This is a genomic window from Hahella chejuensis KCTC 2396 (assembly GCF_000012985.1).
GTDB classification, from domain to species: domain Bacteria; phylum Pseudomonadota; class Gammaproteobacteria; order Pseudomonadales; family Oleiphilaceae; genus Hahella; species Hahella chejuensis.
On sequence record NC_007645.1, the window covers coordinates 4794233 to 4812916 of the forward strand.

The 18684-nt window shown below is 52.6% G+C and carries 12 protein-coding genes; 7 read left to right on the forward strand and 5 right to left on the reverse strand.

All coding sequences use genetic code 11. From position 1 onward, the window contains the following. Positions 1-8: 8 nt before the first annotated feature. Positions 9-935: a choice-of-anchor A family protein gene (locus tag HCH_RS32605; protein WP_011398431.1), complete on the reverse strand. Its 927-nt coding sequence runs from the start codon at positions 933-935 to the stop codon at positions 9-11. A 388-nt stretch (positions 936-1323) separates the two neighbouring features. Here HCH_RS32605 and HCH_RS32610 point away from each other — a divergent pair, with 388 nt between their 5' ends. The 3 genes from HCH_RS32610 (at position 1324) to HCH_RS20955 (ending at position 5360) form a co-directional block, all read left to right on the forward strand. Continuing rightward, entirely contained in the window at positions 1324-3972 is a 2649-nt protein-coding gene (locus HCH_RS32610) for a CHASE domain-containing protein (RefSeq protein ID WP_158304983.1), read from the forward strand. A 65-nt stretch (positions 3973-4037) separates the two neighbouring features. Continuing rightward, positions 4038-4913, forward strand: coding sequence for a hypothetical protein (locus tag HCH_RS20950; protein ID WP_011398433.1), 876 nt, complete (start codon positions 4038-4040; stop codon positions 4911-4913). Positions 4914-5087: 174 nt separating this feature from the next. Further along, entirely contained in the window at positions 5088-5360 is a 273-nt protein-coding gene (locus HCH_RS20955; protein ID WP_011398434.1) for an ATP-grasp domain-containing protein, read from the forward strand. A 179-nt stretch (positions 5361-5539) separates the two neighbouring features. Here the strand turns inward: HCH_RS20955 and HCH_RS32615 are convergent, their stop codons facing one another. Beyond that, complete coding sequence (locus HCH_RS32615) at positions 5540-7726, reverse strand: bifunctional serine/threonine-protein kinase/formylglycine-generating enzyme family protein (protein ID WP_049781042.1); 2187 nt, start codon at positions 7724-7726, stop codon at positions 5540-5542. Between the two features lie 21 nt (positions 7727-7747). Then, positions 7748-8056, reverse strand: coding sequence for a hypothetical protein (locus tag HCH_RS20965; RefSeq protein WP_041598840.1), 309 nt, complete (start codon positions 8054-8056; stop codon positions 7748-7750). A gap of 493 nt (positions 8057-8549) precedes the next feature. Between HCH_RS20965 and HCH_RS20970 the strand changes: the two genes are divergently transcribed. The 4 genes from HCH_RS20970 to HCH_RS20985 all read left to right on the forward strand — a co-directional run bounded on the left by HCH_RS20970 (position 8550) and on the right by HCH_RS20985 (position 15037). Further along, the gene (locus HCH_RS20970) at positions 8550-10394 is read left to right on the forward strand and encodes a carotenoid oxygenase family protein (RefSeq protein ID WP_011398438.1); all 1845 of its coding nucleotides are present in this window, start codon (positions 8550-8552) and stop codon (positions 10392-10394) included. Between the two features lie 73 nt (positions 10395-10467). Then, a complete protein-coding gene (locus HCH_RS20975) occupies positions 10468-12081 on the forward strand; it encodes a D-arabinono-1,4-lactone oxidase (protein ID WP_011398439.1) in 1614 nt (537 codons plus the stop codon). A gap of 150 nt (positions 12082-12231) precedes the next feature. Continuing rightward, on the forward strand, positions 12232-13266 hold the full coding sequence (locus tag HCH_RS20980) for a hypothetical protein (RefSeq protein ID WP_011398440.1): 1035 nt from the start codon (positions 12232-12234) through the stop codon (positions 13264-13266). A gap of 370 nt (positions 13267-13636) precedes the next feature. Then, entirely contained in the window at positions 13637-15037 is a 1401-nt protein-coding gene (locus tag HCH_RS20985) for an undecaprenyl-phosphate glucose phosphotransferase (RefSeq protein WP_041598841.1), read from the forward strand. A 739-nt stretch (positions 15038-15776) separates the two neighbouring features. Here HCH_RS20985 and HCH_RS20990 read toward each other — a convergent pair. Continuing rightward, complete coding sequence (locus HCH_RS20990; RefSeq protein WP_011398443.1) at positions 15777-18065, reverse strand: GumC family protein; 2289 nt, start codon at positions 18063-18065, stop codon at positions 15777-15779. Continuing rightward, positions 18066-18641, reverse strand: coding sequence for a polysaccharide biosynthesis/export family protein (locus HCH_RS20995; protein ID WP_011398444.1), 576 nt, complete (start codon positions 18639-18641; stop codon positions 18066-18068). Between the last annotated feature and the right edge of the window lie 43 nt (positions 18642-18684).

The following is an 18684-nucleotide window of genomic DNA, read 5'->3' on the forward strand; positions in this document are numbered from 1 at the left end:
TTCGCTCGTTACGCCTGCTGCTTACGACGCAATGCGCCTGCGCCCACTATCGCCAGCGCGGACAACATCATGCCGAACGTCGCCGGTTCCGGCAGCTCCACATTGTGTTCATATGGACGCCAGTTCAGTTGATTGGCTCCTTGCCAGGAGTGGGCGATCACCTGACCGTCCACATGGCCGCCATTAGCGAAAATATCCGCACCCGGGGCCAGGATGGTTCCATAAAAGCCAGCGGACAGATTAATCTGCGTCGCTTCATAGAAATTGAAGATCACGCTGGTCTCATTGCCCGCCCAGGCCCAATCGCTGGCTTTGATCTTGTAGTCGGCGGGATCGATGTCGATCACGTCGCCCGCCACGTTGATGATCAGCTCCTGATGTTGGCCGATGTCTTTGGCGAAAAAGCCCCAGACCGACTCGAAATCCTTCTCACTGATATTGAAGATCTGCTGCCCGCCTGAACTATCGCCATTGAAAGTCAACGCGCCCCATTGTTCAGTAACGCCCAGCGAGTCCGCCAGAGACAGTTCTTGCGAAAGTTGCGTCAGCTTGGCGAATTCCGCGTCAAAATTAATGGGCAGCATCGCATGGTCCTTCACGGTTCCAAAGACGCCAGCGCTGGCGGTGGTGAACTGGCCGCCGACCAGAGCGTCCCCATGGATATCGCCGCCAACGTGGCTGTAATCGCCGCCGACCACAATCGCCAGACCATCATTTTCGCGGAATGAGTTCAACGTATAGCCAGTCAGGCTGGCGTTGCCGCCGACCGCCAGCGCGCCTTCACTGTCGTTTGGGGAAGACGTGAAGTCGCCGTGAAAGAATCCGTTGTAGTTCGCCGCCGCGCCAAGATTCACCGGCGTCGCGTAACTGTTAGCGGAGATAGCCGCACTGAAACCAACAAGTGTGATTGCGTAAAACTGTTTTACTGAGATCATTGACCACCCTGACACATCAAAAAGAAATCCATATGAAAAAAGAGGGGAACGCGCCTGCGGCTAAATGTTTGACACTGCTAAAAGAAACTACCTGTCACCCTTCGCGAAGGCATGCGCATCATACCGAAGACAACCTTGCAAACCCACGACATAGCGGTTCCCAAGGGTAAATAAATGTAAAAAACTGTAAGTGTTTTCAAGGCGTTATTAACATGGCAACGATATTGGAATGTTAATAATCAGGCGCAGGGAAACGCCTGCGCGGCGGCCAGCCGCGGGATCAATAAATACCCCAAGGTTATATCCGGCCAACGTGGCGCAAACTTGTGTCTATAATCAGAGTGGCGCTGATTATTTTTTAGCCCAACAGGAGGTTGCCCGCGCCGGTTTGCTACTGTCACTGCCCGGCAGCAACGCCAGCCCGGTATGGATACCCGCCGGCATCGCATTGGCGGGAATGATTCATTATGGCCGTAATATCTGGCCCGCCATCTGGCTCGCGAGCTTCGCTGTGGAATTAGTCTCCCAGCAAGCGGACTCCTTCAGTAAAGTTATGCTGGCGCTCGCTATCTCCGTCGGCGCCCCGCTGCAAGCCTTCATCGGCGCCGCACTGATTCGCATGCGTGCGAATTTCAGTCCTTCTCTGGAAAAAAAAGAGGATGTGGCGCGCTTACTTATACTTGGCGGACCAGTGGCTTGCGTCACCAGCGCAACCATCAGCATTACCCTCATGACCAGCCTGGGCGTCATACACATTCGAGACGCCGGCGCCCATTGGCTGGCGTGGTGGTTTGGCGATACTTTCGGCGTATTGATCTTCACCCCGATTCTTCTGCTGTGGCTGCGAAAGGAAAACAGTACGCTGAAACGAAGGCTGCTGGTCACGCTTCCCGGGCTGGCGTCTTTCTCTCTCGCCGTGATTTCTCATTATTATCTGGTGCAAGCAGACCAGAAGCAGGTTAAAGAAGACGTGCATCAACAGGGCGTGCAACTACGCTGGTCCACGTTCAATCAAGTGCAGGGGATCACCAACGCCGTCAGCGCCCTCGCCTTGCTGTTTGAGGGGGCGAAAGTCATCGTGCCGCAAGACTTTGAACGTTACGCCTCACAGTTTCGCAATTTCCATCACGATATCAGCGGCATGGGATGGGCCCCTTATATTGATAAGGCCAACCGTTCCCATTTCGAACACTGGGCGTCGTTGCTGCTGGAGAAGGAATATCAAATACACGAAACCCTGGGCCAACAACAAATTCCCGCCTCGGAGCGCAATTTCTATGTCCCAGTGTTATATGTGACGCCTAATAATGAACTCACCCGCGCCGCACAGGGGTTCGACCTGTATTCCAACGAGATACGCCGTAACGCCATTCTGAAAGCCATGCATAACGGCGATCTGACGCTCACGGCGCCGATCACTCTAGTGGGAAACTATGGCAAAGGCGCAATATGTATTGCGCCGGTTTACTCCACTCCGCCGCAGACCTCCAACTCTGATGAAGCGCGTCAGGTCATGGGATTCATCGTAGGATCGGTCCAGATCGGCAACCTTATTGATCGTTTATCCCAGGACATCAATCTTGAACTGTTTCATATCGAAATTTTCGATATCACCGACCCCGAACAACCCGAGGCGTTATTCATTTCACGCCAGAGCGCGCCGGACAACCCTTTGGAGGATATGTTCACTCAGACCCTGCAAATGGAAATATCAGGGCGGGTCTGGCGAATTTCCATCACGCCGACGCGTTTATTCATCAAACAAAACGCCTCCGTCACCCCCTGGATAGCGCTGATTCTGGCTGTCTTGTTCAGCAGTCTGCTTACCGCCGTCCTGCTATTGGAAACTGCGCATACCGTCAAGATCGAAAAGGCGGTCATCGATCAGTCACAGCGACTGGAAAAAGCGGAAACTCGTTATCAGGAACTATTCACCGGCCTGAAGCAGGTCATCTTTCAGGTTGATAAAGCCTATCAGTGGCAGGTGTTGAATCCCGCCTGGAGCGGCTTGACAGGAGAAACCCCAGAGAACGCCATTGGCCGTGAAATGTTCCATTACATTCACCCTGACGACTGCGACAAGCTAAGAGAAGCGTTACAGAAGATCTCCCGACTGGAAGAATCCAGTCTGTTTTTGGAGTTGCGCCTGAACGCCCTGCAACTGGAACGCGCGCCCTGGGTGGAAATCCATCTGCAACGCAGCAAAGACGCCACTGGCAAAATGGACGGCTATAGCGGTTTCATCGCCGACATCAGCGAGCGCAAGCGCCTGGATATTCTGAAAAACGAGTTTATTTCCACTGTTTCCCATGAACTGCGTACGCCTCTGACGGCCATCAACGGCTCCCTGGCGCTACTGGATTCCGGTCGCCTCGGCCTGCTGCCAGATCAGGCCAAACAAATGCTGCACATCGCTTACAGTAACTGTGAACGCTTGCTGCGCCTGATCAATGACTTACTTGATATTCAGAAAATAGAGTCCGGCGGTCTGGAGTTCAGCTTCGAGCGCGCCGACTTACGAGATCTTATCGAGGAAGCCTTGAACGCCAATCGGCAACTCGCGGAAAAAGCGTCCGTCACCCTTGTCTTTGCAACGCCCGAGTCTCCTGCCCTGGTGAAAGCAGACCGGGATCGATTGCGGCAGGTGTTGGATAACCTGATTTCCAACGCCATCAAATTCTCACCCGCCGATGAGGCGGTGACGCTGACGCTGAACGCTCACGCCCACTATTGGGAAGTCGCTGTACAGGATCAGGGGCCAGGGGTGCCGCCTGAGTTCCGCAACAAGATCTTCCAGAAATTCGCTCAGGCGGATAGCTCCGACACCCGCTTAAAGGGCGGCACCGGCTTGGGATTAAGCATCTCCAGAGAAATCGTCCAGCGTCATCATGGCCAGATCGGCTACCATTCCGAGGCGAATTGCGGCGCCACATTTTATTTTCGTCTACACGCCTTGACCAACGGAGCAACCTGGGACGCGCAAGCATGTCGTAGCGCTGGGGGAGGTAATATTCCCGTCGAAAGGACCTTTCTTTGACTTTCAAATGCTTTAATTCTCTAATATTTCCCTTTTATCAGCCCAATAGTTAAAGGATAGGCCGCATGCCGTGGACCTGGGGATTTTTACGCGTTTCTTTTTTCGTTTGGATTGCGGTCAGCGCTGTACTTATCGCAATGATGGTCAGCATTTTCAGCTCGCCCCTGCAAGATATCCTGCATCCAGAGGCCGGCAAAAGCTGGATCGCCGCCATTGACCCCCGTATCGTCGCGGTGGTGCTGGGCGCCATCCTGATTCAGATTCTGATTCCCGCCGCCCGCTATTACCTTACTTTGATCAATGCCCAGCAACAGGCGCTGGCGCAGATGGACGCCTTGGTGGAAATGCTGTTCGAAGACTTCGGCTTGATGTTGTCCACCCGCAAGGAAATCGACGAAGCCGTAAAAGCCATCGCCCGCAAATTACAGGTCAGCCGCTGGCGGCGCTGGCTGCCGCTGGGCCTGACGCGTCCGTCGGAAGACCTCAACATCGACAGCAAGCGCGCACTGATGAACGGCTATCTGCAAACGCCTTTCGATAATTACGTGCGCCACATCCGCTCCCAATTCGAAGCCTTCCGCAACGAATTGCCGCAGTATCAAAGCGACGCCAGCAAAAAGCACAAAGGGCTGCCCTACCAATACTATCTCTCCACCTCAGAAGGCCTCATGGATTCCTGTAATCTGGAAAGTCTGCCCAAGCACCTGAAGCCAGCCGCCATGCAGTTCATCGCACACGACAAGTACTGCATTAAGTCCTGCAACGATCTGTACAGCGACCGCTACATGAAAATATCCATTGAAACCGGCGACTATGACAGGTTTGAGAAGGCTCAGGTCGGATTTATCGAAATGGAGTGCCGCAAAGTGCTGGAAACAGCGGTTTATCTAAAGGCGTTGATCAAACTGGCGAGAAAAAGATGGACGCTGTTCCTGGACTGAAATGCGAAAGCTGTATTAATTAACTAGAAAAGTCCCTGATGTCAGGGAAAGCAAGAATAACTCGGCTGGCGGAAGCAGGATGCTTCGGATTATCTTTCACGGGGCAGTTGCATAAATCAGCTCCAGAAAACGTCAAAACCCAAGTTCTCAAAGCAGTATATAGCCTATAGAGCCATGAATAAAGCATCCTCCGACATCAGCTCAAACACTTCCGCAAACCTGCTCTGGATCGTTCAAAGCAACCTTGGCGACAGCGCGGTGATTAAGTTTACGGAAAAAATGGCGGCCAGGTGGAGCCCTGCTCCGGTGTTCGTCATGGACGTCGCCGCCTGCGCCGGAGCGCTTTACGTATTGGAGATCAACGGCTTCAACAGTTCCGGCTTTTACGCCTGCGATATCGAAACCATCGTACGGGAAGTCTCCGCCTACGCGTTATCCGGCCATTAATTTATTAACATGGCAATGATATCAGCATGTTAATAATCAGGCGCAGGGAAGCGCTTGCGCAGCGGCGAGCCGCGGGAGACAGGGCCTCCTGCGCAGGTCAGACCCTGTCGTTGCGGACAAATAGAAGGAAGCTGTTTGTCCGCCTGATTAATAAGCAAAGCAACCTGCGAAAGTTTTCCCTATTGCGTGGCCGCCCCTGCTGCGGGAGCCTGGGTCGGCGTCTCCACCAAGCGGAATCCGTTCACTTGATAGCGGACATCGACGCCATTGGCGTCGCGACTGACCAGCTGCATGGATTTAGGCGGACTGTACCAGGAACCGCCGCGCAAGACGCGGCGCCGGCAGTCTCCCGCCGTCCGCGCCGAGCCGTCCGCGGGAACGCCTTTCATAGACTCACTCCAACAATCCTGCACCCACTCCCACACATTGCCATGCATGTCATGCACGCCCCATTGATTCGCGGGGAAGGAGCCGACTGGCGACGTAAATTGCCATTTATCGGCGCCGTTCACCAATCCGCCACAGCAGTCATCCTTGCCGTAATTAGCGAACTTATGGCTAATCTGATCTCCCCAGGAGAAACGCTTGCGACTGCCTGCGCGAGCGGCATATTCCCATTGCGCTTCCGTGGGTAACTGAAAGCTTCTGCCGGTTTTGACGGACAGCCAGGCGGCGAATTCTTCCGCGTCATTCCAGCTAACGCTGATAACAGGATTACGTCCCCGTCCCCACCCACGATCGTCCGCTTTGTTAGTGCAGCCCCCATCAGCGACACAGGCGTCCCACTGCTCAAAGGTCACCTCATACGCCATGATTTTGAATGGCGCCAGCGTCACTTCCTGACCCGGATCGCCCCCCCATAATACGCCGCCATCGTCGAAGCCCATGCGGTATTTGCCGCCGGGAATATCGACAAAAGCGATATTGAGGGATTCCAGCGCGTCCTTTTCCACCAGAAATACTTGTTCAGTAAACTGCTCTCCGCTGATTTCCGTCCACCGGGTCAGCTTCTCGTATCCTGGCGCGCTGACCTCCAATAAATAACGGCCAGGGTCCAGCGGAATGCCCTCTTCATACTTAGGCTGGATATTGAGGATGCGAATTTTTGCGTCCGCCGGCGTCACATCCACCGTGAAGGCGGTTTTAGCCGGCTTCAGCGAAACATAATGCGAGCGGTGGTCGGCGCTGTGATTCAAAGTAAAGGTTTTCGGCCAAAATCCTTTCGCGGTCACCTCAACCTCGTAGTCACCCTCCGGTAGCGAAGCGCCAGGCGTATAGGCGCCCTCCTCTCCAGCGAACGTCACTGTCGCCCCCACCGGCTCCGTCACCACCACAAAAGGATAGGTCGGCGCAGGCCGGGTCATATTTTTATACGCCCCATAGCCAACTACCGCAGCGATCATCAAGACGACGCCCAAAGCGCGCCAGACGCCGGAGGACACGGAGCCGCCCCGCTCGGTTCTACGGGTTGACGTAGGACTTTCCTGCGCAGCCGACTCTCCATGCGCCGTCTTCAATGACTCAACGGTAAACAAACAGGTCGCTTCCGTATCCACCGGCACATTCTTAATCGCTTCCAGATGCGCGCGAAACTCGTCCAATGACGACAAGCGACGCTCAGGCTCTTTCGCCAACAGCAGATCCATGAGCTGCTGATACATGCGCAGATGCGACGGCAACGGCGGCGGTGGTTCCTGTTTGTGCTTAATGCCCAGACTGATCGGATCGGTAGCCTCGAACGGCACGGCCCCCGTCAACATCTGATAGAACACGATGCCCAGACTGTACCAGTCGGCGCGATGATCAAGCTGTCGCCCCATCGCCTGTTCTGGGCTCATATAAGGAGGCGATCCCAGTATCGAGCCTGTGGTAGTGAGGTCGCCGCGATGGTACAGGGACTTGGCGATGCCGTAATCCGACAGCACTGGCGTATCATCCGCGCGGAACAGAATATTGCCCGGCTTGATATCACGATGAATATAGCCCAGCTTGTGCGCGTAATTCATCGCCTCCGCCAACTGCAGAATAATGCGCGTCGACTCGTCTCTGGTCAGGCGACCGGAACGGATGCGCTCCGTCAGTGAGCCGCCTTCCATGAACTCCATGGAAATAAAGAAAGTGTCTTCAAAAGGCGCAATGTCGTATATCTGAATGATATTCGGATGATTCAGCTTGGCGGTGATTTGCGCTTCCTGAATAAACCGTTGACGAAACTCTTTATTAAGGCAGATTGCCGGAGAAATAATCTTGATGGCGACGATGCGATCCGCGAGAGTTTGTCTGGCCTTGAACACTTTGGCCATCCCACCTTCAGCGACTTCATCAAGAATTTCATAGTTGGGAATTTGAGGAGACACGGTGATCACGCTGCAGCTCCAGTCCATTAGTCACTTATCGGTCATTCGATGTTCAAGCTTACCGGCGATGACGGGGCTTGATTCCTTTCCTTCAGAAAGCGCGTCTGCACGCATTTTCAGGGCATGTCGGGCGCGAAGCGCGCCGCTGATGATCCACGCCCTAAACAAGGGCGGCATGTCCGCATTATGACAAACAGAATTTAGAACGTGAAGCATTGCGCCTGAAAGCCCTCCCATAATTAATGCGGCGATAATCATGGCGACGGAAATTGACTGGGCAGTTAGGACCCGCACCCATAAGCGACAAATTATCACCATTACTTTCAACAACTTGGACAACGCGTCGCGGGACGTTCCTCCGCACGCTATTTCAAGGGCGACACATTAATCAGTTTCGGCGCTGAGCTCGATTGGCCGTTTACCCTAGGGACTGTGGACAATCGTTAATTTCGTCGTCATATCCAACAAATACGAACTGATTGCTTTCGTTAATTGGACATTTAATGGCCATATGCTATCCCTTATATCTGTGATGCGACTATCAGTCATGTTTTCTTCATCCGGAGAAACATGAGTCAGATGTAATCCCAAACGACCGGATCGAACGACCGGCCGGACAGGGACCTGCACCCTGCCCCGCCCAAGGATATGCACATGGATAAGTTGGATCGTCCCATCGCAATACCCGCTTCACGTCGCCTCGCCCGGCTTGACTAATAACGCTGTCTATTGACGACGGAGAACATTATGCCTTGTTCGTAAGTCACCCAGCCTTTTTTATTTAACGCCGTTCACATTTAACGTTTCCATTCATAACGCACAGGGAAAGAGCATGAATCGAAGAGATTTCATCAAGACCGCCGGAGCCGTCTCACTATTGCCTAATGCGGCGCTGGCGCACTATCCCTCTTTGCCGGAGTCCTCGTTTCCGACTTCGATTATGCAAGGAGACCTGACATCGTCAGAAGGGGTGCTGGATATCATCGCCGGCGCCCTGCCTGGCGACATCCATGGCCACGTGTTTATGGCCGAAGGGATTCCTCTGGAGCGCAATCAACTGACGCCCACAGGCAAAGGCGCTCTCACCCGCCTCGACTTCGGCCCCAATCAAACCTCCTTCAAGCGCAAAATGATCGAAACCCACTCTTCCATCATGCAAGAGCATGTCAGTGGCTTGTTCGACAAATTTTACCTGCTGGGAGGCACTGTCTATTACAGCCCCAACCTGGGGTTCATGAACTATTGCAACACCGCGCCGAATTATATGGGGGATAACCGCTTCGCGCTAAGTTACGAAGGCGGCCCTCCCTTTGAATTCGACGCCATGAGTCTGGAGCTGGTCACGCCTGTCGGTAATCCCGGCGAATGGCGCACCAGCCTTCCGCCCATCGCAGACGCTCTGACCCCAGACAAGTGGCTGTTCCCTCAGGTGCGCACCACCGGGCATCCTTTCTTTGATCTGGAGCGCGGCGAGTGCTTCACCATCAATTATGGCGGCGTCATCGGCGAGTTAGGAACCTCCGACGGGTATCTGCGCCTGATCAGGTGGAATCTGCAGGGGGCGCTGGAAGCCTGGAACGTGGTCAGTCGCCAGGGCGTCAACGCTTATCTTACCGCCACCGCCCACTCTCTCGGCGTCACTCGCAACCATATTCTCATCTTCGAAACCGCGGCCAGAGTGGAAGCCACCCGCATCATGGGAACTCGCATCGTCATTCCACAGAAACACCGCACTCCGGTATGGATCATCCGCAAAGCGGACCTGACCAGCGGCGCGGAACAGGTAGTGGCGGACTACATCGAACTGGATTTCGATACCTCCGACATCATGTGCAACTATGACGACTACGACGGTGAGGTCACGCTCTACGGGCAGTATCTGGGGGCGATGGACAAATCCGAACAGCAGTTTTATCTGGAACTGTTGCACTTCGGCGGCTGGGTTCCGTCTGATATAGCCGGATATCCCACAGCGCCGGTGGATGTCGGCGGATTGGTGCAGGCCCGCATTAAAGTCGCTACTGACGCAGCCTGGGAAATTAAAGAGGACTTCCGCCTCATCCGTGACGAATACTTGTTGTGGGACATGAACGACCCGGCCTACCGCGGACACTTCCAGTTCCCAGAAACTTTTGACCATATCTATTGGGCCGCCATCGGCTACCGCCCCGAACACTTGGTCAAACGAGTAGCGGATGCCTATCGCAAATACCCTAACCGCCTTTTCAATAACGACAGCCTGCCGCAAACCGCCATACCTTCGGCGCTGGTTCATATGGACTGCCGCAATATGCTCATTGCGGACGCCTATCAGTTCCCCGAAGACTGCGTCATGCGCACCCCGCAGTTCATGTCGCGGCAAAGCTCTCTGGCTCAGGACGACGGGTACATCTTCACGGCGGTCGTACGCAAGCACCCCAGCGGACCCCAATCCAACGGCAAAGAGTTCTGGTTGTTCGACGCCCGCAACCTCGCGCAGGGTCCGGTTTGTATTCTCGGACACAAAGACCTGAACTTCGCCACCACCAACCACGCCCTTTGGCGGCCGGAAATAGGACCGCGCCCGGCTGACGCTTACAAAGCAAATTACGCCGACTTTTTCCGCGAAAAAATGCCATGCCATTCACAACAAGTCAGGGAGGTCCTTGAAACCTACATTCTTCCGAGATTCAGCTAGACGCATATCAGGCAGTTCATGAATGCGCTGGTTCGGCCAACAAAAAATAAGCATAACTTTTTGGAGAACGAACATGACGCGTATAAAAACCAGTCTATTTTTGCTGATCCTAATTCTTGCTTCCGGCTTTTCCGTATCCTTGTACTCCCGTAATCAGGAGACCGAAAAACTACAAAATTATCAGGGCACTTATGAATGCTCCCCCGGCGCCATTTACGACCCCGCATCCATAGAAGAAGTGCAGGACATCGTCCGTAACGCGCTGGTCGAAGGCCGCACTGTTATGACCGGCAACCGCAAGTTCGCCAGTCAGATTGACGCCGCCTGCACCCAGGACGGCGAAGTTCAGATCACCTTGAAAAACATGGACAAGGTAGTGTCTTTTGACGCCAGCTCTAAAACCATCACCGTACAGGCGGGAATGCGCTTTAACGATTTGAACGAGTTCCTGCGCAGCCAGGAGCTGGCGGTGAATATGGTGACGGAACTCGGCACTTTCACCATTGGCGGCATGCTCGGCAGCGGCACCCACGGCTCAACCCTGAGCAAACCCAGCAATATGATCGCCGATTACGTGACAGAGCTGAAAATCGTCGACGGCCTTGGCGACGTGCGCACGCTTACAGGCGAACAACTTAACGCCGCCCGGGTGAATCTTGGCGTGCTCGGCGTGGTGGTGGAAGTGACCATTCAACTGGAAGAAGCCTTTAAAGTCGCCGCCAGCGTGCAAGGCTTCCGCTTCGACGACAAGCTGGAAGACGTTATTCTCAACATCGCCCGCAGCAACTACTCCGCCAATATCGCCTGGTTTCCCGGTCTCGGCAGATACACCGTCACCACCTACAATCCTGTTCCCTTGGATACGCCCGGAAACGCCTATAACGCTCAAGCCGACGTTTCCGATGTGCAGGAATTTTTCTTCGGATTACTGTTCGACGCACTGCACGAAGTGCCTGGGTCCGGCCTGCAATGCCTTGCGGCGGCGGTCAGATTCAGCAGCCGCTCCACGTCCTATTATCGCGATGTGGATACAGGGAAAGTACTCGAATCTCCCGTTGGCTACTCCGACCGCATGCAATATTTCAAATGCAAAGACCCCGACAAATGTATTTGGGATCGCCTGCCTATCGCTTTGCAGGAAGTCGCCATCCCTATTGACGACTTACCTTCGTGGATCGCAGACGTTAGAAAAGTTCTCGCCGCGCATCCACGCACCTGCTTTCCTCTAAACGGCATTTACTTTCGTTTCGGAAAAGCCTCTCCCAGCTATCTGGGCATGAACGCCGGGCGCGATTCCGCTTACCTGGGCATCGAATATACGCTGAGACAGGAAGGCGCGGCGGTTCCCAAAAACTACTTCGTTAACCTTGAAATAGAACAAATGTCCTTACGTAAATATCACGCACGGCCGCATTGGGGAAAAAACTCCGTGACTATATTTGAGGACATGCCCACACGCTATCCAAAATGGAATGATTTTCTCGCCTTTAAAGCGGAAGTCGACCCTTACAATATTTTCACAAATCCATTCTGGCGCAGAGTCAGCGGAGAAGATCCCCTCGACAATTATTTAACCCCGGGCTGCAATGCAAGAGGCGAATGTTATTGTCAATCAGATGAACATTGCGCAGCGGGAACCTCCTGCACCTCCGGAGCCTACTACGGCGACGCTAATATATGTCGATAAAGAAATATATATAACGATGTATTAATGAGGCAAAAGAGCCGCCGGTTACGTCAGCTCAATATATGTACGCCGGCGGTTTTTCAACCTCAATAGAACTAGACCAAAAGATATAAATCTTTTTATGGATAGCAATTTTCCCGGAGATTGAAAATGATATTACGCGCCTTAACTGTATTAATGACTTTGTTCATTAATTACGCCGCCGCCACGACTTTGGACGATATTAAGCCACATTCGCCCACGCAAAGTCCTTGGAACGAACAGTGGTTTTATTACATAAACGACCCTGAAGCAGGCTATATAAAGGTGAGCCTGCAGACTTATATCTTGGGCGATTCACCCAGTCTGCAGGAGAAAGGCTACGTTCACGTCGTGTTTACGCCCCTGGAAGGCGCAACCAGAGTGTACGACTATTTTTTTGACGACGTGCAGTTATCGGGCGGAAACCCAGAGGATGCATATGCGTTCAGCTACCGCATCCCTGGCGTAGTGGAAGCCGACCAGGACCACATTGAGTTGACGCTTCCCGACCTGTACTTCGCATCCGAGCGGATTGGCCCTCACGAGCATTACTGGGGCTGGCCAAACCCTGGCGCTACGCCATTCGGACTTATTGGTGAATTACCCTTTATAGAGAATCGCTGGTTCGTATTCAGTCTCGGCACCCTGACCCATTATTCATACAGCGATCAGTACGTCTCTCATGAAGGTCAGGCGACAGCCTATATTGATAAACTATGGACCACAAATCAGGGGAAAGGCTTCGCTTATATAATGGCGACGTCTGACAATGTCAGATTAATGTTTTCGGGCGGCGAGGACGGAGGCGTCCCCCTGGAGCTCTGGGCGGGCAAGTATAGGTCCTCAACATCAAACGTGACATTTTATCCGTCACTGGAGGGGTTGAGCGTCCATAAGACCTTGAATGCATGCTCCGGTGAAATAACAGTTGAATTTAGTAAACTTACGCATAAACTTGTGCTCCACGCCAAAGCCGACCAAGAAGATTTTTACGACTCGGAAATGCCGTCAGTTATCGTTTTTAAGGCGGAAAAGCCAGTCATGAAAACGATGAACGCAGAGTTATCGATCGACTTATACCATTTTAATAAACTGGTGGAGAAAACACATTTGCCACAGGGGATTTTGGAGTTTGGCGGAGATTGGTATTGCCGTCGCAAATAAACAATCTAATTGAAAATATGGCTAAATGTCCGATTTACGGAATACAAAATAATCGTTAGTTTAGTCGCCGTTCCTCATTCTTAGTTTTATTTAATAAAAAATATGTAATCTGATCACTGTATAGTTAGCCGAACATGTACGGAGTTGGGTCACAACGTAATAAGCAGTCACCAAATCAGTGCATTTATAGCACTGTGGAATGTACGCATATATATAAATAAGCGCAGTTTATGTTGTGGCCCGGAAAATGCCTTTATAAAGAGAGTCTAGCAGGCCGGAATCCTGTTTCACCGGCGTCCAGGAGGAGTTACTGATCATGGGAATCTTTCAATTTAGCGGTTCGAAGACAGAACCGGAGCTAAGCTCTGGCATGTCGCCACTTATTCGGCCGCAATATTCAAAAATTCTCGCTCTATTTCGCGCAATTGATAGCTTGGCTATCCATTTTTGCTTGCTGGGAACGTTAGCGCTTTTTGGCGTGACCTGGAATGAGTCCTATTCCTGGCTAAGCATTATGTTCGTTATTACGTTCGGCTTCTGCGCAGAAATTAGCCAGATTTACTATCTTATGCGCGGGCTCACCACCGGTAAGCTTGCATGGTATATCGTCAGATCCTGGATGTTCGCGTTAGTGCTGATATCGCCTTTCGCTATCCTGGGCCTGTTGCCGAACATTGATCTGGAAGCGCTTGCGTACTGGGCCATCGCCGTACCAGCCACCTTGGTCAGTCTTCATCTATTGCGTCGCATCGCGCTGTTCAGCATCCGCAGACGCAACGTCAGCTCCAAGCGCGTGGGCATTGTTGGGGCCACCACTCTGGGCGTCAGACTCTACGACTCTTTGAGCAATATGCCCTGGCTTGGTTATAAACTCGCAGGTTTTTACGACGACCGTATAGACATGACGGATTTGACCCGTCGCGTCACCATCGAAGAAAAGGCCCTTTGCGGCGGTTTTGACAAGCTCTATGAGGATGTTCACAGCGGTAAGGTGGACACCATTTACATCACTCTGCCGATGTGCGCAGAGCGTAGAATTAAAGACATGATGGACAGACTCGCGGACACAACCGTTACCGCTTATGTCATTCCTGACTTCTTCAGCTTCAACTTGCTGTATTCTCGCCTGACCACTATTCGCGGCATTCCCGCTATCAGCGTTTACGACTCGCCACTGGTGGATCACGGCTTCGCCAAGCGCATGACAGATATCGCACTGGGCCTGTTCTTTATAATGGTGACAGCAATCCCGATGCTGATTATCGCGGCGGCGGTGAAAATCACGTCTCCCGGTCCTGTCCTGTTCAAGCAGACGCGTTACGGGATTGGCGGCGGCCCTATCAAGGTCTGGAAATTCCGCTCAATGACAGTTTGTCAGGACGGCGACAACATCCAGCAGGCCACCAAAAATGACGCCAGACTGACCAGGATCGGCGGCTTCCTGCGCCGTACTTCACTGGACGAACTCCCCCAGTTCTTTAACGTTCTGGGAGGCAGCATGTCTATTGTCGGCCCTCGCCCACACGCCGTTGCGCACAATGAGTATTATCGCCAGCACATCAAAGGCTACATGCTGCGTCACAAGGTCAAACCCGGCATTACAGGTTTAGCGCAGGTTAACGGTTTCCGCGGCGAGACAGCGGAAATGAAAGATATGTCCGGCCGCATCTGGTATGACTTGGAGTACATTCGCCACTGGTCTCTGGGCATGGACTTCAAGATCATATTCATGACCGTCTTTAAAGGTTTTGTGGGCAAAAAAGCTTACTAAAACCGCACCGAATTCAGGCCTTTTCCGTCAACTCGGGAAAGGCCGCCCTCTCTCCCACACACATCACGTCCATTCCTGCAAAAGCTTTGTAATTTCAACAAATAAACGCCGCGCACTCCGTAGTGCTCAGTGATGGATTTGGCTACCCACCAACCTAATCACACCCACCTCAATGTCCACATGGGCGCCAGCCATCTCAGTATCCACATTCAAGCCAATCAACCACTAGATAACCTCCCCCCTACCTCTCATTCCTTCTCATTCCTTCTCATTCCTTCTCATTCCTTCTCATTCCTTCTCATTCCTTCTCAATCCTGCGCCCCGCCTACGGCACAAACAACAAGATGAAACTACAGATACAAACAGAGTTTATAACGCCCGTTGTCAGGCTCAGCCGACAGGTAAGGAACAAGCAATATAAAGAAGCGCGCTCCAATATATTAATCAGGCTGACAAATAGCTTCCTTCTATTTGTCAGCAACGACAGGGCCGGCACATGTCAGGCCCTGTCTCCCGCGGCTAGCCGCCGCGCAGGCGCATCCATGCGCCTGACTATCAACATGCCAATATCATTGCCATGTCAATATAAATGAAGAAGCGGCGAAAACCCGCCCGTCAGCCACCCCACCCTATATATAGACGCTAGTTGATAGAAAACAACACTCGAGCACGATATATATCCCGCGCATAAAAAAGCCCGCATACAAGCGGGCTTTGTGAATTATTTTACTGGAGCAACCTACACTCCGGTTGGCTCAACCCGGCGTTTGGTTTTCGCTGCAGTAACGCCGCTCTCTTTGAGCGGATAGGTGTTGTAGGAAGAGTAATGAATATATTCATGCTGATTCTTACGCTTCGCCACATCTATCTGGTTCAGCACCGCTCCCACAAGATTGGCGTTAACTTCGCGCAGACGTTTGATGCCTTTCTGAATCAGCGGCGCTGGCGTATCTTCCGATTTGATGATGTACACCACCGCATCGGAATAAGAGGATAACACCAACGAATCACTCACCGCCTGGGTGGGCCCAGAGTCAATAATGATGCGATCATAGCGCTTCTTCAGCACCGCCAACACCAGGTGAAAACGGTTACTGGAAATCATCTCCAACGGATTGCTGGGCTGAGTTCCCGCCGTCAGTACGCTGGCCTTAGTGCCATTGAGACGGTGCAGGCAGTGCTCCACTTCCGCCGTACCGGCGACCAGATCCGACAATCCCGGAGTATCCAGCGGCAGCCCAATCGACTTGGCCAGCATAGAGCGACGCATATCGCCGTCTATCAACAGCACTTTTTCAGTCTGCCCCAACGCTTCCGCCAGGTTCAACGCTACTGTGGTTTTACCTTCTCCCGGAACGGTGGAAGTCACCAGAATAACTTTATAGGGCTGATCCACCCGTGACAGTATCAAGCTGGTGCGCAGACTGCGAATGGACTCCGCAAAGTGGCTATGCATTGAGGACAGGAAGCCTTCAAAAGCCGCCTTTGATTTCTTGCTTTTCACTAGCGGCAGCAGACCAAGCACAGGCAAACGGAATTTTTCCTCAATATCAGCCGTGCTGCGAATAGTGTTATCCAGTGCGTCGCGGATGAAAGCGCGCACGATACCCAACCCAAAGCCAGCCATGATCAACATCAGGAAAATCATTCTTTTATTTGGCTTGTAGGGTGAACCCGGAGGAATCGCAGAATCGATGATACGCGCATGCGCCGCTTGCAACCCCGTCGCTTCATGCGTCTCTTTGGCGCGGGACATAAACAGGTCATAAAGCTTACGGTTGGTCTCAACCTCTCTTTCCAGCTCACGCAACTGGAATTCCTTCCTGTTTACGCCCTGCAAACTATTCTTCGCCTGGTCAAGCTGTCTGGCGATGGAACGCTCATTCTCCACAGAAATCTTGTAGGCGGACTCAATCCCCCTTGCGGCGCGCTGCAACTGCGTTTCCAACTCTGACTTGATGGACTTCAGCTCCGCCATCGCAGAAATCATTTTAGGATGCTTCTCACCGTAACGTTTGCTCAATTCATCCACTTTACGCTGCGCATCGTCCTGCCTCTCCTTCAGAGAGCGCACCAGCGGGTTTTCCAGAATCGCCGGCAGCTCCAACAGATATTCAGGGGGCGGCGTTTCGCCAAAGATCGTCATCTGCTGATATACGTTGGCGGCTTCCATACGCACGCGGCGCGCTTCCACATTACGCTCGGTCAGCTTGGACAGCTCTTCCGCATTCAGGGTTTTAACCCCTTTGACATCCACCAGCTTCTCCGCTTCGCGGAATTCCTGCAGGCGCTTCTCTGATTCACGCAGTTTTTCACGCAGCCCTTCCAGGCTCTCTCCCAGCCACATGGTGGCCTTCTCTGTCAGCGCCATTTTCGCCGCCAGATGGCTTTCTATAAACTGCGTCGCCGTGGCGTTGGAGATCAGCGCCGCCAGTTTCGGGTCTCTGGCGTCAAAGCGAACTTTAACCAATTGCGTGTTGCGCACCGGATCAATCGTCAACCGCGACATAAAGATGCCGACTACCGCTTCAAACTTAGCCTTTTCAGAAAGCGGCTTTTTATTGATACGCAGGAAATCGAGCATCTCCGGCTCAAACGGCCACACAGACTCAATCTGCTCCAGCGGAACCCATTCTTTCCAGTTGAAGGCCTTTTGGCGGAATGGATCAAACTCAGGCATATTGACCAACTCCAGCCGCGTCACCACTTCTTCAGCCAGACTGCGGGAACGCAGAATCTCGTATTGGGTTTGCAGATATTCCTGATTGTTGCTGTTCAGGCCATAAACATCCTGAATATTGATAACTTTGGGCTGGTTGTTTTCAATCAACACGGTGGTGGTCGCCTGATACATCGGTTTGATGTACTTCAGCGCCACATAGCCGACGCCTCCCGCCAGCAAGACCAAAAACACGATGCCCCACTTGTATTCAAGAATAGCGTTCCAATAACGTCGAAGATCGATGATCTCTTTGTCGCCGGGCGTGTCCGCCAGATGTCGCGGCGGCGTTGATCTTAAGTTATCCATTTAAAAGAAACTCTCTTCCACAATAATAATGTCCCCTGGATGTATGCGAGTGCTCTGGTCCGCAGGACGCTGGGTTTGATTCGGATCGTTTTCGGAAATGATAAAAATCTTGTTCTTGTTTGCGCGGTTGGTGAAACCGCCAGCTAATGACGCAGCCTTACGCACGGTCAAGCCAGGCTGATAGGAAAAACCGCCCGGATTCTTTACTTCGCCATTAATAAAAAACTTCCTGTATTCCAATATAGTGACGCTGACTTTGGGGTCGACCAAATACCCGTCCCTCAAACCATTCGCAATCAGCTCCTGCAACCGGCTCACCGTCAAACCAAGCACTTTAATCTCCCCCAGAAAGGGATACGAGACCGTGCCTGCATCGGTGAGCCGCGCCTCCAGCGTCAGGTCGCTTTCGCCATACACTTGAACACGCACATAATCTCCGGAGCCAAGCGTATAGTCAGACAACCCCTCTTCCGCAAAACTCCGTTGCGCCGGAATCAATATTGAAGCCAGCAGCATCAAAGCGGATAGAAACACACCGCTGACCATGGCTACCCAATGCTTCCTGTAATGATTCATCCAAACACCACACCTGTATAAATTTCGACACGAACAAGATACT

Coding starts and splice junctions, on each gene's coding strand:
- HCH_RS20955 (WP_011398434.1), top strand. CDS start 5,088: ATGAATAAAGCATCCTCCGACATCAGCTCAAACACTTCCGCAAACCTG.
- HCH_RS20970 (WP_011398438.1), top strand. CDS start 8,550: ATGAATCGAAGAGATTTCATCAAGACCGCCGGAGCCGTCTCACTATTG.
- HCH_RS20995 (WP_011398444.1), bottom strand. CDS start 18,641: ATGAATCATTACAGGAAGCATTGGGTAGCCATGGTCAGCGGTGTGTTT.
- HCH_RS20975 (WP_011398439.1), top strand. CDS start 10,468: ATGACGCGTATAAAAACCAGTCTATTTTTGCTGATCCTAATTCTTGCT.
- HCH_RS20990 (WP_011398443.1), bottom strand. CDS start 18,065: ATGGATAACTTAAGATCAACGCCGCCGCGACATCTGGCGGACACGCCC.
- HCH_RS20985 (WP_041598841.1), top strand. CDS start 13,637: ATGTCGCCACTTATTCGGCCGCAATATTCAAAAATTCTCGCTCTATTT.
- HCH_RS32605 (WP_011398431.1), bottom strand. CDS start 935: ATGATCTCAGTAAAACAGTTTTACGCAATCACACTTGTTGGTTTCAGT.
- HCH_RS20950 (WP_011398433.1), top strand. CDS start 4,038: ATGCCGTGGACCTGGGGATTTTTACGCGTTTCTTTTTTCGTTTGGATT.
- HCH_RS20980 (WP_011398440.1), top strand. CDS start 12,232: ATGATATTACGCGCCTTAACTGTATTAATGACTTTGTTCATTAATTAC.